General features: G+C 70.6%; 12 protein-coding genes. 8 read left to right on the forward strand and 4 right to left on the reverse strand.

Annotation, left to right across the window (positions count from 1 at the left end; translation table 11 throughout):
• Positions 1-224 precede the first annotated feature (224 nt).
• Positions 225-1,604, forward strand: a complete 1,380-nt coding sequence (locus tag JUB11_RS25735) for a DUF2254 domain-containing protein (RefSeq protein WP_207461652.1) — start codon at positions 225-227, stop codon at positions 1,602-1,604.
• Between the two features lie 14 nt (positions 1,605-1,618).
• Here the strand turns inward: JUB11_RS25735 and JUB11_RS25740 are convergent, their stop codons facing one another.
• Positions 1,619-2,383, reverse strand: coding sequence for an SDR family oxidoreductase (locus JUB11_RS25740; protein WP_207461653.1), 765 nt, complete (start codon positions 2,381-2,383; stop codon positions 1,619-1,621).
• Positions 2,384-2,502: 119 nt separating this feature from the next.
• Between JUB11_RS25740 and JUB11_RS25745 the strand changes: the two genes are divergently transcribed.
• Both JUB11_RS25745 and JUB11_RS25750 read left to right on the forward strand, forming a co-directional pair.
• Positions 2,503-3,447 carry a LysR family transcriptional regulator gene (locus JUB11_RS25745; RefSeq protein WP_207461654.1) on the forward strand — a complete coding sequence of 315 codons (945 nt, stop codon included), beginning with the start codon at positions 2,503-2,505 and terminating at the stop codon, positions 3,445-3,447.
• Entirely contained in the window at positions 3,444-3,794 is a 351-nt protein-coding gene (locus tag JUB11_RS25750) for a hypothetical protein (RefSeq protein WP_207461655.1), read from the forward strand. Before JUB11_RS25745 ends, JUB11_RS25750 begins: the two co-directional genes overlap by 4 nt.
• A gap of 29 nt (positions 3,795-3,823) precedes the next feature.
• Here JUB11_RS25750 and JUB11_RS25755 read toward each other — a convergent pair whose 3' ends face one another.
• Positions 3,824-4,621 carry a galactosyltransferase-related protein gene (locus JUB11_RS25755; RefSeq protein WP_207461656.1) on the reverse strand — a complete coding sequence of 266 codons (798 nt, stop codon included), beginning with the start codon at positions 4,619-4,621 and terminating at the stop codon, positions 3,824-3,826.
• A gap of 75 nt (positions 4,622-4,696) precedes the next feature.
• A complete protein-coding gene (locus tag JUB11_RS25760) occupies positions 4,697-4,960 on the reverse strand; it encodes a hypothetical protein (RefSeq protein ID WP_247887324.1) in 264 nt (87 codons plus the stop codon).
• A 282-nt stretch (positions 4,961-5,242) separates the two neighbouring features.
• On the opposite strand from JUB11_RS25760, the gene JUB11_RS25765 reads away from it, so the two are divergent.
• Complete coding sequence (locus tag JUB11_RS25765; RefSeq protein WP_207461657.1) at positions 5,243-10,696, forward strand: ATP-binding sensor histidine kinase; 5,454 nt, start codon at positions 5,243-5,245, stop codon at positions 10,694-10,696.
• A gap of 99 nt (positions 10,697-10,795) precedes the next feature.
• Here the strand turns inward: JUB11_RS25765 and JUB11_RS25770 are convergent, their stop codons facing one another.
• Complete coding sequence (locus JUB11_RS25770; protein ID WP_207461658.1) at positions 10,796-11,035, reverse strand: hypothetical protein; 240 nt, start codon at positions 11,033-11,035, stop codon at positions 10,796-10,798.
• 296 nt (positions 11,036-11,331) lie between these two features.
• Here JUB11_RS25770 and JUB11_RS25775 point away from each other — a divergent pair, with 296 nt between their 5' ends.
• The 4 genes from JUB11_RS25775 to JUB11_RS25790 all read left to right on the forward strand — a co-directional run bounded on the left by JUB11_RS25775 (position 11,332) and on the right by JUB11_RS25790 (position 15,715).
• Positions 11,332-13,053 carry a fatty acyl-AMP ligase gene (locus JUB11_RS25775; protein WP_207461659.1) on the forward strand — a complete coding sequence of 574 codons (1,722 nt, stop codon included), beginning with the start codon at positions 11,332-11,334 and terminating at the stop codon, positions 13,051-13,053.
• A gap of 11 nt (positions 13,054-13,064) precedes the next feature.
• On the forward strand, positions 13,065-14,009 hold the full coding sequence (locus JUB11_RS25780) for an NAD-dependent epimerase/dehydratase family protein (RefSeq protein WP_207461660.1): 945 nt from the start codon (positions 13,065-13,067) through the stop codon (positions 14,007-14,009).
• Between the two features lie 237 nt (positions 14,010-14,246).
• Positions 14,247-14,504, forward strand: a complete 258-nt coding sequence (locus JUB11_RS25785; RefSeq protein ID WP_207461661.1) for an acyl carrier protein — start codon at positions 14,247-14,249, stop codon at positions 14,502-14,504.
• Entirely contained in the window at positions 14,501-15,715 is a 1,215-nt protein-coding gene (locus JUB11_RS25790) for a pyridoxal phosphate-dependent aminotransferase family protein (RefSeq protein WP_207461662.1), read from the forward strand. The genes JUB11_RS25785 and JUB11_RS25790 overlap by 4 nt, the downstream gene beginning before the upstream one ends.
• The last annotated feature ends 10 nt before the right edge of the window (positions 15,716-15,725 follow it).

A 15,725-nucleotide genomic window follows, 5' to 3' on the forward strand; every position in this document is an offset into this window, starting at 1 on the left:
ACCGAACGCTCGGCCAATGAAACCAGGTCCAGATAGCCCAATAAAAAGACATAACCCTTTGGAGCGAAATGGATCGGCGATTTGGCGAGGATCTGATGTTTCAAGGCTGTTGAATTCACTCGGGCCTCAAGCCCCTCTTCCCTTCGCGGTAGGAAGGAACCGCGCTTCGGCCAGCGGCGTTCTCACGCCATGACCTCCGTGAAACCGCGCCCGCCCGCACCGGAATGCTGAACCGGCTGATCACCGTCTGGGACTCCGTCCGCACGAGCCTGTGGTTCCTGCCGGCTCTGATGACCTTCGTCGGGGGCGCTCTCGGCTTCGCGATGCTCGGGGTGGATGCGGGGCACGGCGAGGAGGATGCCGTCCGGAGCTGGTGGATGAACAAGGGCGACGGCGAGGATGTCCGGAACCTCCTCTCCACGCTGCTGACCTCGGTCATCGCCATGGCCAGCATCGTCTTCTCCGTCACGGTCGTAGCATTGACGCTGGCCGCAAACCAATACGGCTCCCGGCTGGTGCGCGCCTTCCGCGCCGATCTGCGGAACCAAGCCACGCTCGGCACCTTCGTCATGACGATCGTCTATTGCCTGATCGTGCTGCGCGATGTCCGCGGGGCCGCCGACATCCACGAGGTGCCACATGCGGCGGTCACGGTCGGCACGGGCCTGTCGCTTCTGTGCGTGCTGGCGCTTCTGGCCTTCATCCAGGGCGTGTCGCGCTCCATCGTCGCGGACGAGCTTGTGAAACGGGTCGGCCACGACCTGGACGAGGCGGTCGAGGAGCTTCCAGAACTCAAGGACGCGCCCGCTCCGGAACATCAGGATCCCGGCCCATCCCGCGACGTCCACGCCGAGGCCGCCCAGCTCGCCTTGCCCTGGGACGGCTACGTCCAGGCCATCGACTATGATGGGCTGGTCGGCTGGGCCGAACGGCAGGGCGCCGTCATCAGAATGGATTTCCGCCCCGGCGACTTCGTCGCCCTGGGCGACCGGCGCATCGCGATCCATCCGCCCCAGGCCGCGGAGGCGGTGGCGAAGGATGGCCGGCTGTCCGGGGAGGTCGCCGGTTTCGTGGTGGTCGGCGAGGAGCGGACGCCGACGCAGGACATCGAGTTCGCCATCCGGCAACTGGTCGAGGTGGCGGTGCGGGCGTTGTCGCCGGGCATCAACGATCCCTTCACGGCGACCGCCGCCATCGACCGGCTCCGGACCGCGCTGTCACGGGCGATGGGCCGCTGCCTGCCGTCGGAACTGCTGCGCGGCAGGGACGGCACTGTCCGCGTCATCACCGAGGCATCGACCTACACCGGCATCATCGACAGCGCCTTCAACCAGATCCGCCAGGCCGGCTCCGGCATGCCCGCCGTGGTCATCCACATGCTGGAAGCGATCGCCCGCATCGCCGAGCACACGCGGCTGGACGAGCAGCGCGAGGCGCTCGCGCGCCACGCCCGCATGATCGCCGCCGCCGGGCTGCGCGCCAGCGAGGAACCCTTCGACCGGGCGGACATCGAGCGCAGCCTCGCCAGGGCTCTCCAGGCGACGGGTGCCGGATCGGGACGCGGCGGCCCCGGCCCGACCCTCCTCAAGGCCGCGCGAGGTTAGGAACCGGTTGGGCCTCAGACCTGCGCCATTCCGCCATCGGCGAACAGTTCGACACCGTTGACGAAGCTGCTGTCGGACGACGCCAGAAACACGGCCACCGTGGCGATCTCGTCCGGGTCGGCGACGCGGCCCAGCGGTACCTGGCTCGCCAGGTAATCGACGAGCCCCTGCTGCTGGGCGGCGTCCGGGCCGGCCAGATCGACCAGGCCCGGCGTGCGGACCGGGCCGGGGCTCAGCGTGTTGACGCGGATGCCGCGCCCCTTCAGGTCCAGGATCCAGTTGCGGGCGAAGCTGCGCACCGCCGCCTTGCTGGCCGCATAGACGCTGAAGGCCGGCGTGCCCATGACGGCGGCGGTGGAGCCGGCGAGGATCACCGAGGCGCCCTCGCTCAGCAGCGGCAGGGCCTTCTGCACCGTGAACAGGACGCCCTTCACGTTCCGGTCGAAGGTGTCCGAGTACTGTTCCTCCGTGATGTCGCCCAGCGGGACCATGCCGCCGCCGCCGGCGTTGGCGTAGAGCACGTCGATGCGCCCAGCCTCCGCCTGAACTTGCGCGTAGAGCCGGTCGAGATCGGCGAGGCTGGAAGAGTCGGCCCGCACGCCCGTCGCCTTGCCGCCGGCCGATGTGATGGCCGTGACGGCGGCGTCCAGCTCGGCCTGACGGCGGCCGGTGAGATAGACCTGGGCGCCTTCGGCGGCGAAGCGCTTGGCGGCGGCGAGGCCGATGCCGCTGGTGGCGCCGGTGACGATGGCGATCTTGCCTTCGAGCTTGCGTGACATTCGAAATCTCCGTGATCGGGTTTGTCTGCGTGGTCGGGTTGTTTGCTGTTCACGAAGCTATCGACGGCTACGTCATGCCGAAATAGAAATGGATGGAAACCATCGTTGCAGGATTGTCGATGTCGAAGCTCCCGGATTTCGAGGGTCTGGCGATGTTCGCCACGGTGGCGGAGGAACGCTCCTTCGCCGGGGCGGCGCGCGCCCTGGGCGTGTCGGTGGCGACCGTGTCGCGCGCCGTCGGCAGGCTGGAGGAGCGGCTGGGCGCCCGGCTCTTCAACCGCACCTCCCGCCGCCTCGCCCTGACCGGCTTCGGCCATACGCTGGCCGAGCGCGCGGCGCGGATCCTGGAGGAGGCCGAGGCGGCGGAAAGCGCCGCGCGGGAGCTGTCCAGCCGCCCGCGCGGGCTGATCCGCCTCGCCGTGCCGATGTCCTTTGGCCTGCGCCGGGTGGCGCCCATCCTGCCGGACTTCTTCCGGCTCTACCCGGAGGTCTCCATCGACCTGCATCTCAGCGACGCCCTGGTCGATCTGGTGGGCGACGGCTTCGACGCCGCCCTGCGGATCGCGGTGCTGCCCGACAGCTCGCTGGTGGCGCGGCGGCTCTGCCCGGTGGCGCCGCTGATCGTCGCCTCCCCCGCCTATCTGGCCGAGCATGGCCGGCCCCGGCACCCCCGCGACCTTGCCGCCCACCATTGCCTGGGCTACGCCTACCGGGCGCGCCGGGACGTCTGGCGCTTCACCGACGGCGCGGGCGAGGAGGAGGAGGTGACGCCCGCCGGACCGCTCCGCGTGACGAACGCCGACGCCCTGCTGCCGATGGTCCTCGCCGGGATGGCCATCGCCGAACTGCCGGACTTCATGGCCGCGGAGCATCTGGCCGAGGGCCGGCTCACCGCCGTCCTGACGGACTGGAGCCTGCCCAGGGGCGGCCTCTACTTCGTTACCCCGTCGGCCCGCGCCCGCCCGGCCAAGGTCGCGGCACTTGCCGACTTCCTCGCCGAACGGCTGTCCGAACCGGCATGGCAGCGCTCGGCGGGGGCGGTTATGCAGGGAGAGGAGCCATGACGCCCGCCGGCAAGACGGCCCCGCTCGTGACGCCGGACGGGCGCTACCTCGTCGTCCGGGGACGGCTCTGGCGGACCTCCAACCCGAACCTCGCCCCGGAGGAGCGCGCCCGCATGGTGAAAAGCCTCATGGAGGCGCGGCGCGCCGTCGCGCGGGCGAAGCGCACGCAGGACCCCGCCCTGATGAAGGAGGCCCGCGCCGCCGTGCAGGCGGCCAAGGTCGCGCTCGGCGAACGGGGGCCGGTGTGGTGGACGGATGGTGCCCCCGACCTGAACCGCCATATGGCCGCGAACACGCCCTATGCCGCCTGGTACGAGGGCGTGCCGAAGGCGGAGCCCGCCGGCTGAACGCCGCCGCCCGGCCCGGCTCCAAAGCGTCAGCCGGCGCCGGCCGCCAGCTGATCGGGGCGCGGGGCGTGGTTCAGGCGGACCACGACATGCTCCCAGCGGCCCCGGCCGGCGGGGGTGCCATCATCGCAGAGGCGGCGGTCCAGCACGTCGAAGGACAGGCTCGACAGCCCGTCGCCCGCCGGCAGCTTGCCGTTCGACCACAGCTCCCGGAAGACGCGGCGGTTGACCAGCGAGATCGCGGAGGGGGTCGCCTCCAGCGTGAAGCCGTCGTTGTCATGGTCCAGCGGCTCGAACCGGCCCATCCTGCGGCCGGTGGGCAGGTTGCGGGCGCGGATGCGCAGCGAGAAATCGAAATCCTCGTAGCCCCAGCCCCAATACTGGTTGGAATAGCCGTCGATCTGCCGGAACACCTGGTTCGGCATCAGCAGCACCCCGCCCATGGTCTGCTCCACGTCGGTCGTCACCGTGCGGTCGGAGCGGCCGGGCGCCACCGGGCGCTTCTCCACGCCATGGCCCAGGATGGGGGTCGGAACCTCGACCCGGGAATAATCCGCCTCGAGCGGCAGGTAATCGACGTCGTGCAGGCAGCTGTAGCCGCTCCACCCCTCGCCCAGCAGGAAGCCCACATTCTTCAGCGCCCCCCGGTTGAAGGGCAGGCCGGCTTCCTGCTCCACCACCGTCACGCGATAGTCGATGGGCCGGGGCAGGGCGGCGAAATAGGCGGTGACGCGCGGCAGGAACAGGCGCAGATGCGCCTCCCGGTCGCGGTAGGGCACCACGATGTGCAGGCGGTGGCTGGTCTGGTCGGTGTCGCCGCCGCTCATCGGCCGGTCCTTCACGTCAGGGCGCCGGCCCTGGTCCGGCAGGGGAGGAAAAGTACCGTGCGGGGTTGGAACCTGTCAAACAGCCGGGTTGGGCCGGTCAGTCAGGATGCGCGGGTCCTTGTCGTGACGCAGCCATTCCGCGACAAAGGCGATGCTGGCCTCGCCGCGTTCGCAGACGACGAAGCTCGCCAGGATCTGCGGCGCGTCGGTGTAGTCGGGATGGTCCAGCCCCATGTAATGGAAGCAGTCGCGCTTGGTCCAGACACGGTTGCGGTGCGCGTCCTCCAGCGTGAACAGCAGCACCGGCAGGTCGCGGCGCTCGCGGTACAGCTCGATCACCGGGTCGGCACGGTGGACGAAATGGGCGCCGCTGTCACAGTAGAACAGGATGTCGCCGTCCTTCAGCCGCGTGGTCAGCAGCCAGTGGATCAGGAACGGCTTCCAGGAACTTCGAGCGGGTTCCGGGACCCGTGGCGGACGGGAAAAGACCGCTTTGAAGCGGATTCCCGTTCCGGCGCATCGGTGCTATGAAGAAGGCCTCTCAAGTTCGCCGGACGGCAGGGCCTCCATGACCGCCAATACCAAGACCGTCCAGACGCCCCTCGGCGCGGGGCGGCGGCCATGACGGTGCTGGCCGCCGCCAAATACAGCATCGGCGAGAAGGTGCATCACGGGGCGCTGGTCAGCGTCTACCGTGGCACGCGCGCGGAGGACGGCGCGCCGGTGGTGCTCAAGCGGCTGGAGCGGCCCCGGTTGAATTCCACGGACGTGCCGCGCTTCCGCCGTGAATACGCGCTGGCCCGCAGCCTTGCCGGTCCGGGGATCGTCACCTCGCTCGACCTGGAGGAGGGGCGCGACGGCCTCACCCTGGTGATGCTGGACCGCGGCGGCGAGAGCCTCGACCGCATGCTGCGGGCCGGCAAGCCGGCGCTGGCCGAGGCGTTGCGCATCGCCTCGGCCGTCGCCTCGGCGCTGGGGGCGGTGCATGGCCGCGACATCATCCACAAGGACATCAACCCCGCCAACATCATCATGAACCCGCGCACCGGCGGGGTCGAGCTGATCGATTTCGGCATCGCGGCTGAGCTGGCGCGCGAGGCGACCTCGCCGGGCGGCCAGATCCTGGAGGGCACGCTGTCCTACATGGCGCCCGAGCAGACTGGCCGCATGAACCGCTGCGTGGACTGGCGGGCCGACCTCTACGCGCTGGGCGCCACCCTGTACGAGATGCTGACCGGCCGCGTGCCGTTCGAGGGCGCCGACACGCTGTCCGTCGTGCACGGCCACATCGCCCGCGCGCCGGTGCCTCCGCACCGCATCGACCCGTCCGTGCCGCCCGTCGTCTCGGCCATCGTCCTGAAGCTGCTCGCCAAGGATCCGGAGGCGCGCTACCAGAGCGCCCACGGCCTGAAGGCCGACCTGGACGCCTGCCTGGAGCGTCTGGAAGGGGACGGGGCCGCCGCCCTGCTGGGCCTCGACCCAGACACCTTCGTCCTGGGCCGCCAGGACCGCAGCGAACGCTTCCGCATTCCCGAGCGGCTCTACGGCCGCGAGACCGAGGTGTCGCGGCTTCTCGCCGCCTACGACCGGATCTGCTCCGGTCCGGCCGAGCTGCTGCTGGTCGCGGGCTCCGCCGGCATCGGCAAGTCGGCCCTGGTGCACGAGGTGCACAAGCCGATGGCGGCCCGGCGCGGCCAGTTCGTGGAAGGCAAGTTCGACCAGTACAAGCGCAGCATCTCCTACGCAGCACTGATCCAGGCCTTCGACCAGCTCGCCCGCCGTGTCCTGGCCGAGCAGGAAGCCGGCCTCGCGGAGCGGCGCGCCGCGCTGCGGGCGGCGGTCGGACCGAACGGCGCCGTCATCACCGAGCTGATCCCCGCCTTCGAACTGGTGATCGGCCCGCAGCCGCCGGTAGCCAAGCTCGGCCCGGCGGAGGCGGAGTTCCGCTTCCAGATCACCTTCCAGAACCTCGTGATGGCGCTGGCCACGGCGGACCGGCCGCTGGTCCTGTTCCTGGACGATCTGCAATGGGCCGACCGGCCCTCGCTCGATCTGCTCGGCAAGCTGGTCGGTGATCTCGGGCTGAAGCACCTGCTGGTGATCGGCGCCTACCGCGACGGCGAGGTGCCCGCCGGCCATCCCCTGCACAAGACGGTGGAGCTGGCGGTCGAGGCCGGCACGCGGGTCGAGACGCTGACCGTCGGGCCGCTGGAGGAGGAGGCCGTCCGCGGCCTCGTCGCGGAGACGCTGCGCCGTCCCCAGGCGGAGACGGCCCCGCTCGCCGATGCCTGCCGGGCAAAGACCGAAGGCAATCCCTTCTTCCTGGCGCAGTTCCTGCTGTCCCTGCACGACGACGGGCTGATCGCCTTCGACGCGCGCGAGGGGCGCTGGCGCTGGGACCAGGAGGCGGTCGCCGGCCACGCCAGCACGGCGAACGTGGTCGAGCTGATGGTCAGCAAGCTGCAGCGGCTGCCCGCCGAGACGCAGAGCGCGCTGAGCCGGGCCGCCTGCGTCGGCAACCGCTTCGACCTCGTGACGCTGGCGCTGGCCGCCGGGGAGCCGCCGGCGGCCCTGGCATCGGCGCTGTGGCCGGCGCTCCGGGAGGAGCTGGTCCTTCCGGTGGACGCGGCCTACCGTTACGTCGGGGAGAGCGCCGCACCCGGCGTGGAACGGAGCACGGACAGGCAAGCAGGCGCGGAATGGGGCGGTCCGTCCGATCCGCCGCTGACCGCCGGCTACCGCTTCCTGCACGACCGCGTGCAGCAGGCCGCCTATGTGCTGATCCCGGAAGCCGAGCGCGCGGCCGTCCACCTGTCCATCGGCCGGCTGATGCTGAAGGGGACCGACGCGCCCGAGCGTTCCGAGCGGCTGTTCGACCTGCTGGCGCAGATCAACCAGGGCCGCGCCCTGATCCAGGACGAGGCGGAGCGACTCGCGGTCGCGCGCCTGAACCTGGAGGCGGCCAAGCGGGCCGCCGCTTCCGCCGCCTTCGAGCCGGCGAAGGACCACGCCGAGGCGGCCATCGCGCTCGTCGGGGAGGAGGGCTGGGGGAGCGACTACGAGCTGACGCTGGAGCTGCACGAGATGGCGGTCCAGGCGGCCAGCATGGGTAGCGACCACGCCGAGGTGGACCGGCTGGCCGCCATCGTCCTCCAGCGGGTCCGCCAGCCGGTCCAGGCGGTGCGCTCCCAGATCTACCGGGTCAGCAGCATCATCGCGCAGGGCAACAATTCCGCCGCCACCGACGTGGCGCTGGAAGCCGCGGCCCTGCTGGGCTTCCAGGTGGTGCGCAAGGGCGGTCCGCTGAAGAACCTCGCGGCGGTCGCGCAGGGCTGGTGGGAGATGGTCCGCCTGCACCGCTGGCCCCGGCCCCCGGCCCGGGACGCGGCGACGCAGGCGCTCGTCTCCGAGCTTCTGACGATCATGCTCATGGCCGCCTACGCCACCCGGCGCGACCTGTGGCTGCCCAACGCGGTGCGCAACGTCCGCGCCTTCCTGTCGACCGGCCAGCCCGGCCATGTGCTGGCGGGCATCGTCGGCTGGATCGTCGTCGCCGGCGTCGTCGGCGCCCGCCGCTCCGCCGCCTGGTGGGCGCAGCGCGCGATGGGCATGGTGCGGGCCGGCACCAAGTACGAACGGCTGCACCGTTCCATCGCCTTCGCGACCTATTTCGGCCGGCATTGGACCGAACCGCTGAGCAAGATGCGGCCGGAAATGCTGGATTGCTACCATGGCGCGCTGCACGAGGGCGACAGCGAGGGCGCCGGCTACGCGCTGGTCACCTGGCTGCGTTTCGGATGGCACACCGGCGCCAACCTCTCCCGGCTGGAAACGGAGGCGCAGGAGGTCATGCGCGGGGTGACGCGCATCGGCTTCCTGTTCTACGGGCCGCTGATCAAGGGCTTCGCCCAGGCGGTCGAGAACCTGCGCCAGGGCAGCCCGGAGCCCTGGCGTCTCGACGGGCGCTTCCTGGACGAGGACGAGGCGGTGGCCGGCCTGGTGTCCGCCAACAACGGCATCGTGCTCGCCGGCTTCTATCTGCTGAAGCTTCAGCTCGCCCGCACCTTCGGGGCCGCCCGGGCGGGGCGCGACATCGCCGAACGCATGACGCGCCACATGACGCAGATCCGCGGCTCCTACATCCAGGGCGTCTACCTGTTTGAACGCGCGCTGGTCGAGACGATCGGCCCCTTCCCGACGAAGGAGGCGCGCCGCCGCGCCGCGCGGGCGATGAAGCCGACCCTGCGCTGGTTCCGCAAGACGGCGGCGCTCGGCTCCGCCAACTACCGGCACCGGCTGCTCCTGCTGGAGGCCGAGTACCTGCGCCTCACCGACCGGCCGGAACGGGCCGCACTCGGCTACGCCGCCGCCATCGCCGCCGCGGAGGCCGCCGGCTACATCCACGAGGAGGCCGTCGCCCACGAGCGGGCCGGCGATTTCTGCGCCTCGCTCGGCTACGGGGCGCAGGCGCTCTTCCACCGCAGCCAGGCGCGTGACATCTACCGCCGCTGGGAGGCCTGGGCCAAGGTCGGCGAGATGGAGCGCCGCTTCCCCGAATTGGCCGTGCTGCCGCAGGGCGAGGGGCGGCAGCCGACGCGCAAGTCCACCTCCACCAGCCGTTTCAACACCGTGTCGCTGGACACCGAGGCGGTGCTGAAGGCGGCGCAGGCGATCTCCGGCGAGATCCAGCGCGAGGCTCTGTTGGAGCGGCTGCTGCGCACCGTGCTCGAGGTCGCCGGGGCCCAGCGCGGCCTGCTTCTGCTGGCCGAGGCCCCGGCCGCCGGGACGGACGGGCGGCTGCGCATCGCGGCGGAAGGCAACGGGGCCGACGACGCCTACCACGCCCTGCCGGGGCTCGACCCGGCCGCGCCTGCGGAGGACGGCGGCCCGCGCCTCCCGCTGTCGGTCATCGCCTACGCCAGCCGCGTGCGGGAGCCGGTGGTGCTGGGCGAGGCGGCCGCGGACGCCCGCTTCGCCGGGGATCCCTACATGACGGCCCGCCGGCCGCTTTCCGTGCTTTGCCTGCCGCTGGTCCGCAAGGCGGAGCTGGTCGGGCTTCTCTATCTGGAAAACAACCTCGTCACCGACGCTTTCGTCGACCAGCGGCTGGAGGCACCGCGCCTGCTCGCCGCGCAGATCGCCATCTCGCTGGAGAACGCGCGGCTCTACGACGAGCTGGCCGATTTCAACCGCGGGCTGGAGGCGCAGATCGCCGACCGCACCCGCGCCCTGTCCGAACAGTCGGAGGTGCTGCGCCGCACGCTCGGCGAGGTCAGCGAGGCGCACGCGCGTCTCCAGCAAACCCAGCAGCAGCTCGTCCAGTCGGAGAAGATGGCCGCTCTCGGCTCGCTCGTCGCCGGCGTGGCGCACGAGATCAACACGCCCCTGGGCGTCGCCCTGACCGCGGCCTCGCACCTCTCGGACGAGACGCGTCGGATCGCCAGGCTGGTGGAGGAGGGCAAGCTCAAGCGCTCCGAATTCGCCGAATATTCGGAGATGACGCTCGACTCGACCGGCCTCCTGCTCGCCAACATTGGGCGCGCCGCCGACCTCGTCCATGGATTCAAGCAGGTCGCCGCCGACCAGACCAGCGACGAGCGCCGCGAATTCACGCTGGACGAGTGGCTCGAGGATCTCGTGCACAGCCTGCGTCCCATGTGGCACCGGCCCGGACACAGCCTGACCGTGGATTGCCCGCCGGGCCTGACGCTCGACAACCATCCGGGCGCGCTGGCCCAGATCCTGACCAACCTGATCTCGAACACGCTGGTGCACGGCTTCGAGCCGGAGCGGACCGGCCGCATCGCCATCGCCGTGACGGCGCTGGAGTCCGAGCCCGGGCCCGAAAGCGTGGAGATCGTCTACACCGACGACGGGGCCGGGATCGCGCCGGAGCATCTGCCGACCCTTTTCGACCCCTTCTTCACCACCCGCCGCTCCCAGGGCAGCACGGGCCTCGGCCTGCACATCGTCTACAACCTGGTCGCCCAGCGGCTGGGCGGCACCATCCGCGTGGACAGCCGTCCGGGCGAGGGCGTGCGCTTCACCCTGCGCCTGCCGAGGGCGGCGCCCTGATGGCTCCGGAAAGAAGTGGGGCCATGAAGGCTGGGGAACTCGTGTAGGCTCCGGCGGCACGCCTTCGGAAAAAGAGGGCGGACCGCCGCGTCCCTCTATTCAGTCCGTCCCTTCCGGCGCCGCCGCCGGCTCGGGTGCCGCCGCCGGCTCGGGTGCCGCCGCCTGTTCCGGTGCCGCCTCGGTTTTGGCGGCGGGCTTCTTGAAGCGGCGCGGGCCGTTCCGGTAGACCACGGATTCGCTGGGGCCGGGGTCGCAGCGGGTGATCCCGCCCCCACGCGCGAGGAATTCACGGGTCATTGCGTCGAGATCCTGCCGGTCGGCCTTCTTGTCCGTCGCCACGATTCCTCCTGGGCTGCTACACGCGACTCCTATCATATGGGGTTTGGCGGGGATTTAGGGAGAGCTTTCGGCGTGAATTTCGGCGGGGAGGAGTGCCTCCTTCCCGCAACAGCGCTGTTTCGCAATCCCCCCGACCTCGGCTATATCGGTGTCGCCGCGCGGCAAACCAGTGGATTGTCACAGTGACGCGCGGCCTGATCGAGGTTAAGACCATCCCTCCGGGATGGCTGTTCGCGCCGCCGTCCGGCCCCCGCAGGGGGACCGGACACGGCGCATTTGCGTAGGAGTTCTGGCTGATGCCGTCGCCCTTGTCGTCCGATTGCTCCCTTCCGCGCCGCCATGCGGATTTCAGGACACTGACGGAAGCGATCGACTACGCCGCCGGTGGCGGGCGCGGGCTGAACTTCTATTCCGGGCGCGGGCAGCTTCTCGAGGTGCTGAGCTACGCCGACCTTGCAACGCAGGCGCGGTCCCTGGCCCGGCGCATGCTGCGTTCGGGCATCGCGGCCGGCGACCGCATCGCGCTGATCGCGGAGACCGACGCGGACTTCGTGCGGGCCTTCTGCGCCTGCCAGTTCGCCGGAGCCATCCCGGTGCCCCTGCCGCTGCCCATGCCCTTCGGCGGGCGGGAAGGCTACATCGCGCATCTGCGGGGCATGATCACGGCCGCGCGCTCCTCCGGCCTGCTGGGACCCGACGCGCTGTCCTCCTGGATCGCCGAGGCGGCGGAGGGGCTGGGCCTGCGGGTCGTCGGCTCGCTCGCGGTCTTCGACGGCGTGGCCGAGGATGGGGTGGAACTGCCTGTCATCAGCGAGGACGAGGTGGCCTACCTGCAATTCTCGTCGGGCAGCACGCGCTTCCCCATGGGCGTGACGGTGACGCACCGCGCGCTGATGGCCAACACCCGCGCCATCGCGGTGAATGGGCTGGCGGTCCGCGACGGGGACCGCGGCGTGTCCTGGCTGCCCTTCTACCACGACATGGGGCTGGTCGGCTTCCTGCTGACGCCCCTGGCCTCGCAGGTGACCATAGACTTCCTGCCGACGCGCGAATTCGCCCGCCGGCCCCTGACTTGGCTGTCGGTCCTCGCCGCGAACGGCGGCACGCTCTCCTACAGCCCGAGTTTCGGCTACGAGCTGTGCGCGCGGCGCGCCGCGACGGCCTCGACCGACGGGCTCGACCTGTCGCGCTGGCGCGCGGCCGGCATCGGCGGCGACATGATCCGCCCTCACGTGCTGGCCGGCTTCGCCGAGACCTTCGCCCCGCGCGGCTTCGATGCACGGGCCTTCGTCGCCAGCTACGGCATGGCCGAGGCGACGCTCGCCGTCAGCTTCGCGCCGCTGGACCGGGGCATCGAGACGAGCCGCGTGGACATGGACGTTCTGGAGGAGGACGGAAACGTCGTCCCGCCCGGCGCCGCCACCGCCCGCAGCCGCGAGTTCGTGCTGTGCGGCGCGCCGCTGCCCGACCACGCGGTCGAGCTGCGCGACCCTGATGGCGCCGTCGTGCCGGAAGGGCGCGTGGGGCGAATCTTCGTCCGCGGCCCCAGCATGATGCGCGACTATTTCGACCAGCCGGAGGAGACCCAGCGCGTGCTCTCCGCCGATGGCTGGCTCGACACCGGCGATCTCGGCTATCTGGCCGGCGGGGCGCTCGTCATCACCGGCCGGGCCAAGGACCTGATCATCGTCAACGGCCGCAACATCTGGCCGCAGGACCTGGAATGGACGGCCGAGCAGCTTGATGCCCTGCGCAGCGGCGACGCCGCCGCCTTTTCCGTGGATGACGGCGGCGACGGCGAGGCGGTCGTCCTGCTGGTCCAGTGCCGTCTGTCGAACGCCGAGGCGCGGACCGCGCTGAAGGCCGCCGTGGCAGGCGCCGTGCGCGCCGAGCACGGTGTGGAGGCGGAGATCGTGCTGGTGCCGCCGCACAGCCTGCCCCAGACCTCCTCGGGCAAGCTGAGCCGCGCCCGCGCCCGGCGCCTTTATGTCGAAGGACGCTTCGCGGACGCGGCGTGAGGGAGCCCGGCATGGGCGGCCTCATCGCGGTCACCGGCGGCACCGGCTTTCTCGGGCGCGCCATGCTCGGCGCGCTGGCCCGCGAGGGCTGGCGCCTGCGCCTACTGGTCCGGCGCAACCCGGCGCTCGATCTTCCCGGCGGCAACGAGCCGGAGCTGGTCTTCGGCGGCCTCGACGATCCGGCCGCGCTCGGCCGGCTGGTGCGCGGGGCGGACGCCGTGGTGCACGCGGCCGGCCTGATCAAGGCGCCCTCGCTCGATGGCTTCATGGCCGTGAACCGCGACGGCAGCCGCCGCCTGGGCGAGGCCGTGGCCCGCTTCGCTCCCGACGCGCGGCTGGTCGTCGTCTCCTCCCTGGCGGCGCGGGAGCCCGGCCTGTCCGGCTACGCGGCCAGCAAGCGCGCGGGCGAGGAGGCGGCCGTCGAGGCCTTCGGCGGCGGCAATTGGGTCGTGCTGCGCCCGCCCGCCATCTACGGCCCCGGCGACCGCGAGACCCTCACCGTCTTCCGCGCCGCGCGGGCCCCCATCGTGCCGCTCTTCCACGGTCCCGAGTCGCGCGTCTGCCTCATTCACGCCGACGATGCCGCCGCCGCCGTGGCCGCCCTGTGCGCCGGCGGCCCCTCGGCGCGTGTCTACGAGCTGAGCGACGAGCGCCGCGAGGGCTACGGCTGGCGGGAGGTGATCGAGGCGGCCGCGCGTGCCGTGGGGTCCAGCCCGCGGCTCCTGCCCGTTCCCGGCGCGCTGGTCCACGCCGCCGCCTCCCTGTCCGGCGGTGCCGCGCGGCTGACCGGCCGGACGGCCATGCTGACGCCCGGCAAGGCAAGGGAAATGCTGCATCCGGACTGGTCGTCGGAGGCCGGCCGTCAACCGTCACCGGCCATATGGCAGCCGCGCGTCCGCCTGGACGAGGGGTTCCGCGACACGGTCGCCTGGTACCGGGCCGCCGGATGGCTCTAGATAAATTCCGGATTCCCTTGGGAAAACAAGGAACTAGCGCGCATCTACAATGTTGGTAATGCCAACAGTCCGCTCAGGAGAAGTGAAAAAGACACACTGCCGAAGCTTCTATGAGACACGGGCATCGAACGGTTGAGCCTTGAGACGAGTGACGTTACAGATATGTTAGATTGTCCTCGCGCCAAATGCGCGGGGTGAACCCCAGTGTATCCCGGAGCGGATGGCCAAGCGTTTGTCATGAACGAGCTCGACACGATCGCCGCAGAAATCATCAAGGCCATCAACGCCCTGCCGCAGGTGCAGCAGAGCGTGACCCAGGACACGAACATCGCGCGCGACCTTGGGCTCGATTCTCTGGCCGTCATGAATTTCGTCATGACTCTCGAAGACCAGTTCGATGTCTCGATTTCCATGGACAAGCTGGCTGATATCAAGACCGTCCGTGATCTTGCCGACGCGATCGCGGAGCTGAAGAGGCATCAAACCGGAACATGACCATTCTGGACAAATTCGCGCATCTGCGTGCGACCTACGGCTCGCTGCAGGCGATGGGCCAAGATCCCTTCTCCGTCCGCTTCGACAAGGTGGTTTCGCCCAACGAGGCCATGCTGAACGGCCGCCGGGTGATCCTGCTCGGGACGAACAACTATCTCGGCCTGACCTTCGACGAGAGCTGCATCGCCAGCGCCGTGGAAGCCGTGCGCGAGGCGGGTACCGGCACGACCGGGTCGCGCATCGCCAACGGCACCTACGGCAGCCACGCCGAGCTGGAGCGCCGCCTCGCGGACTTCTACGGCCGGCGCTCGGCGATGGTGTTCACCACCGGCTACCAGGCGAATCTCGGCATCCTGTCCACGGTCGCCGGGCCGGACGATCACATCCTGATCGACGCGGACAGCCACGCCAGCATCTATGACGGCTGCCGCCTGGGCAGCGCCAAGGTCACCCGATTCCGCCACAACGATCCGGACGACCTCGCCCGGCGCCTGCGCCGCATGAAGGACCTTCCGGGCAACAAGCTGATCGTCGTGGAGGGCATCTACAGCATGCTCGGCGACGCGGCCCCGCTGAAGGAATTCGTCGAGGTCAAGCGCGAGTGGGGCGGCTTCCTTCTCGTGGACGAGGCGCACTCCATGGGCGTGCTGGGCGCCAAGGGCCGCGGCCTCGCCGAGCAGGTGGGGGTCGAGGCCGACGTGGACTTCATCGTCGGCACCTTCAGCAAGAGCCTGGGCGCGGTCGGCGGCTACTGCGTGTCGGACCTGCCGGACTTCGACGTGCTGCGCGTCGCCTGCCGTCCCTACATGTTCACGGCCTCGCTGCCGCCGTCGGTCATCGCGTCGGTGACGCAGGCGCTTACCCGCGTCGAGCAGGACACCGGCCTGCGCCAGCGCCTGGCCTTCAACGCGCACCGGCTCTACCACGGCCTGCAGCGCGAGGGCTTCATCGTCGGCCCGCAGCCGAACCCGATCGTGTCGATCCGGCTGCCCTCCCTGGAGACGGCGATCACCTTCTGGAACGCGCTCCTGGAATCCGGCGTCTACCTGAACCTCGCCCTGCCGCCGGCCACCCCGGACAATTTCCCGCTGCTGCGCTCCAGCGTCAGCGCCGCCCACACGACGGAGCAGATCGACCAGGTCATCTCCGTCTTCGCCTCGATCGGCCGCAGCCTCGGCGTGATCGAGCCGGAGGTCGTCGCGGCGGAGTGATCCGGGGCGC

The organism is Azospirillum sp. SYSU D00513 (assembly GCF_017356015.1).
Taxonomy (GTDB): Bacteria; Pseudomonadota; Alphaproteobacteria; order Azospirillales; family Azospirillaceae; genus Azospirillum.

Bases quoted from the DNA above. Each gene is read 5' to 3' on its own strand.
- JUB11_RS25735 (WP_207461652.1), top strand. From the start codon at position 225: ATGCTGAACCGGCTGATCACCGTCTGGGACTCCGTCCGCACGAGCCTG.
- JUB11_RS25740 (WP_207461653.1), bottom strand. From the start codon at position 2,383: ATGTCACGCAAGCTCGAAGGCAAGATCGCCATCGTCACCGGCGCCACC.
- JUB11_RS25745 (WP_207461654.1), top strand. From the start codon at position 2,503: ATGTCGAAGCTCCCGGATTTCGAGGGTCTGGCGATGTTCGCCACGGTG.
- JUB11_RS25750 (WP_207461655.1), top strand. From the start codon at position 3,444: ATGACGCCCGCCGGCAAGACGGCCCCGCTCGTGACGCCGGACGGGCGC.
- JUB11_RS25755 (WP_207461656.1), bottom strand. From the start codon at position 4,621: ATGAGCGGCGGCGACACCGACCAGACCAGCCACCGCCTGCACATCGTG.
- JUB11_RS25765 (WP_207461657.1), top strand. From the start codon at position 5,243: ATGACGGTGCTGGCCGCCGCCAAATACAGCATCGGCGAGAAGGTGCAT.
- JUB11_RS25775 (WP_207461659.1), top strand. From the start codon at position 11,332: ATGCCGTCGCCCTTGTCGTCCGATTGCTCCCTTCCGCGCCGCCATGCG.
- JUB11_RS25780 (WP_207461660.1), top strand. From the start codon at position 13,065: ATGGGCGGCCTCATCGCGGTCACCGGCGGCACCGGCTTTCTCGGGCGC.
- JUB11_RS25785 (WP_207461661.1), top strand. From the start codon at position 14,247: ATGAACGAGCTCGACACGATCGCCGCAGAAATCATCAAGGCCATCAAC.
- JUB11_RS25790 (WP_207461662.1), top strand. From the start codon at position 14,501: ATGACCATTCTGGACAAATTCGCGCATCTGCGTGCGACCTACGGCTCG.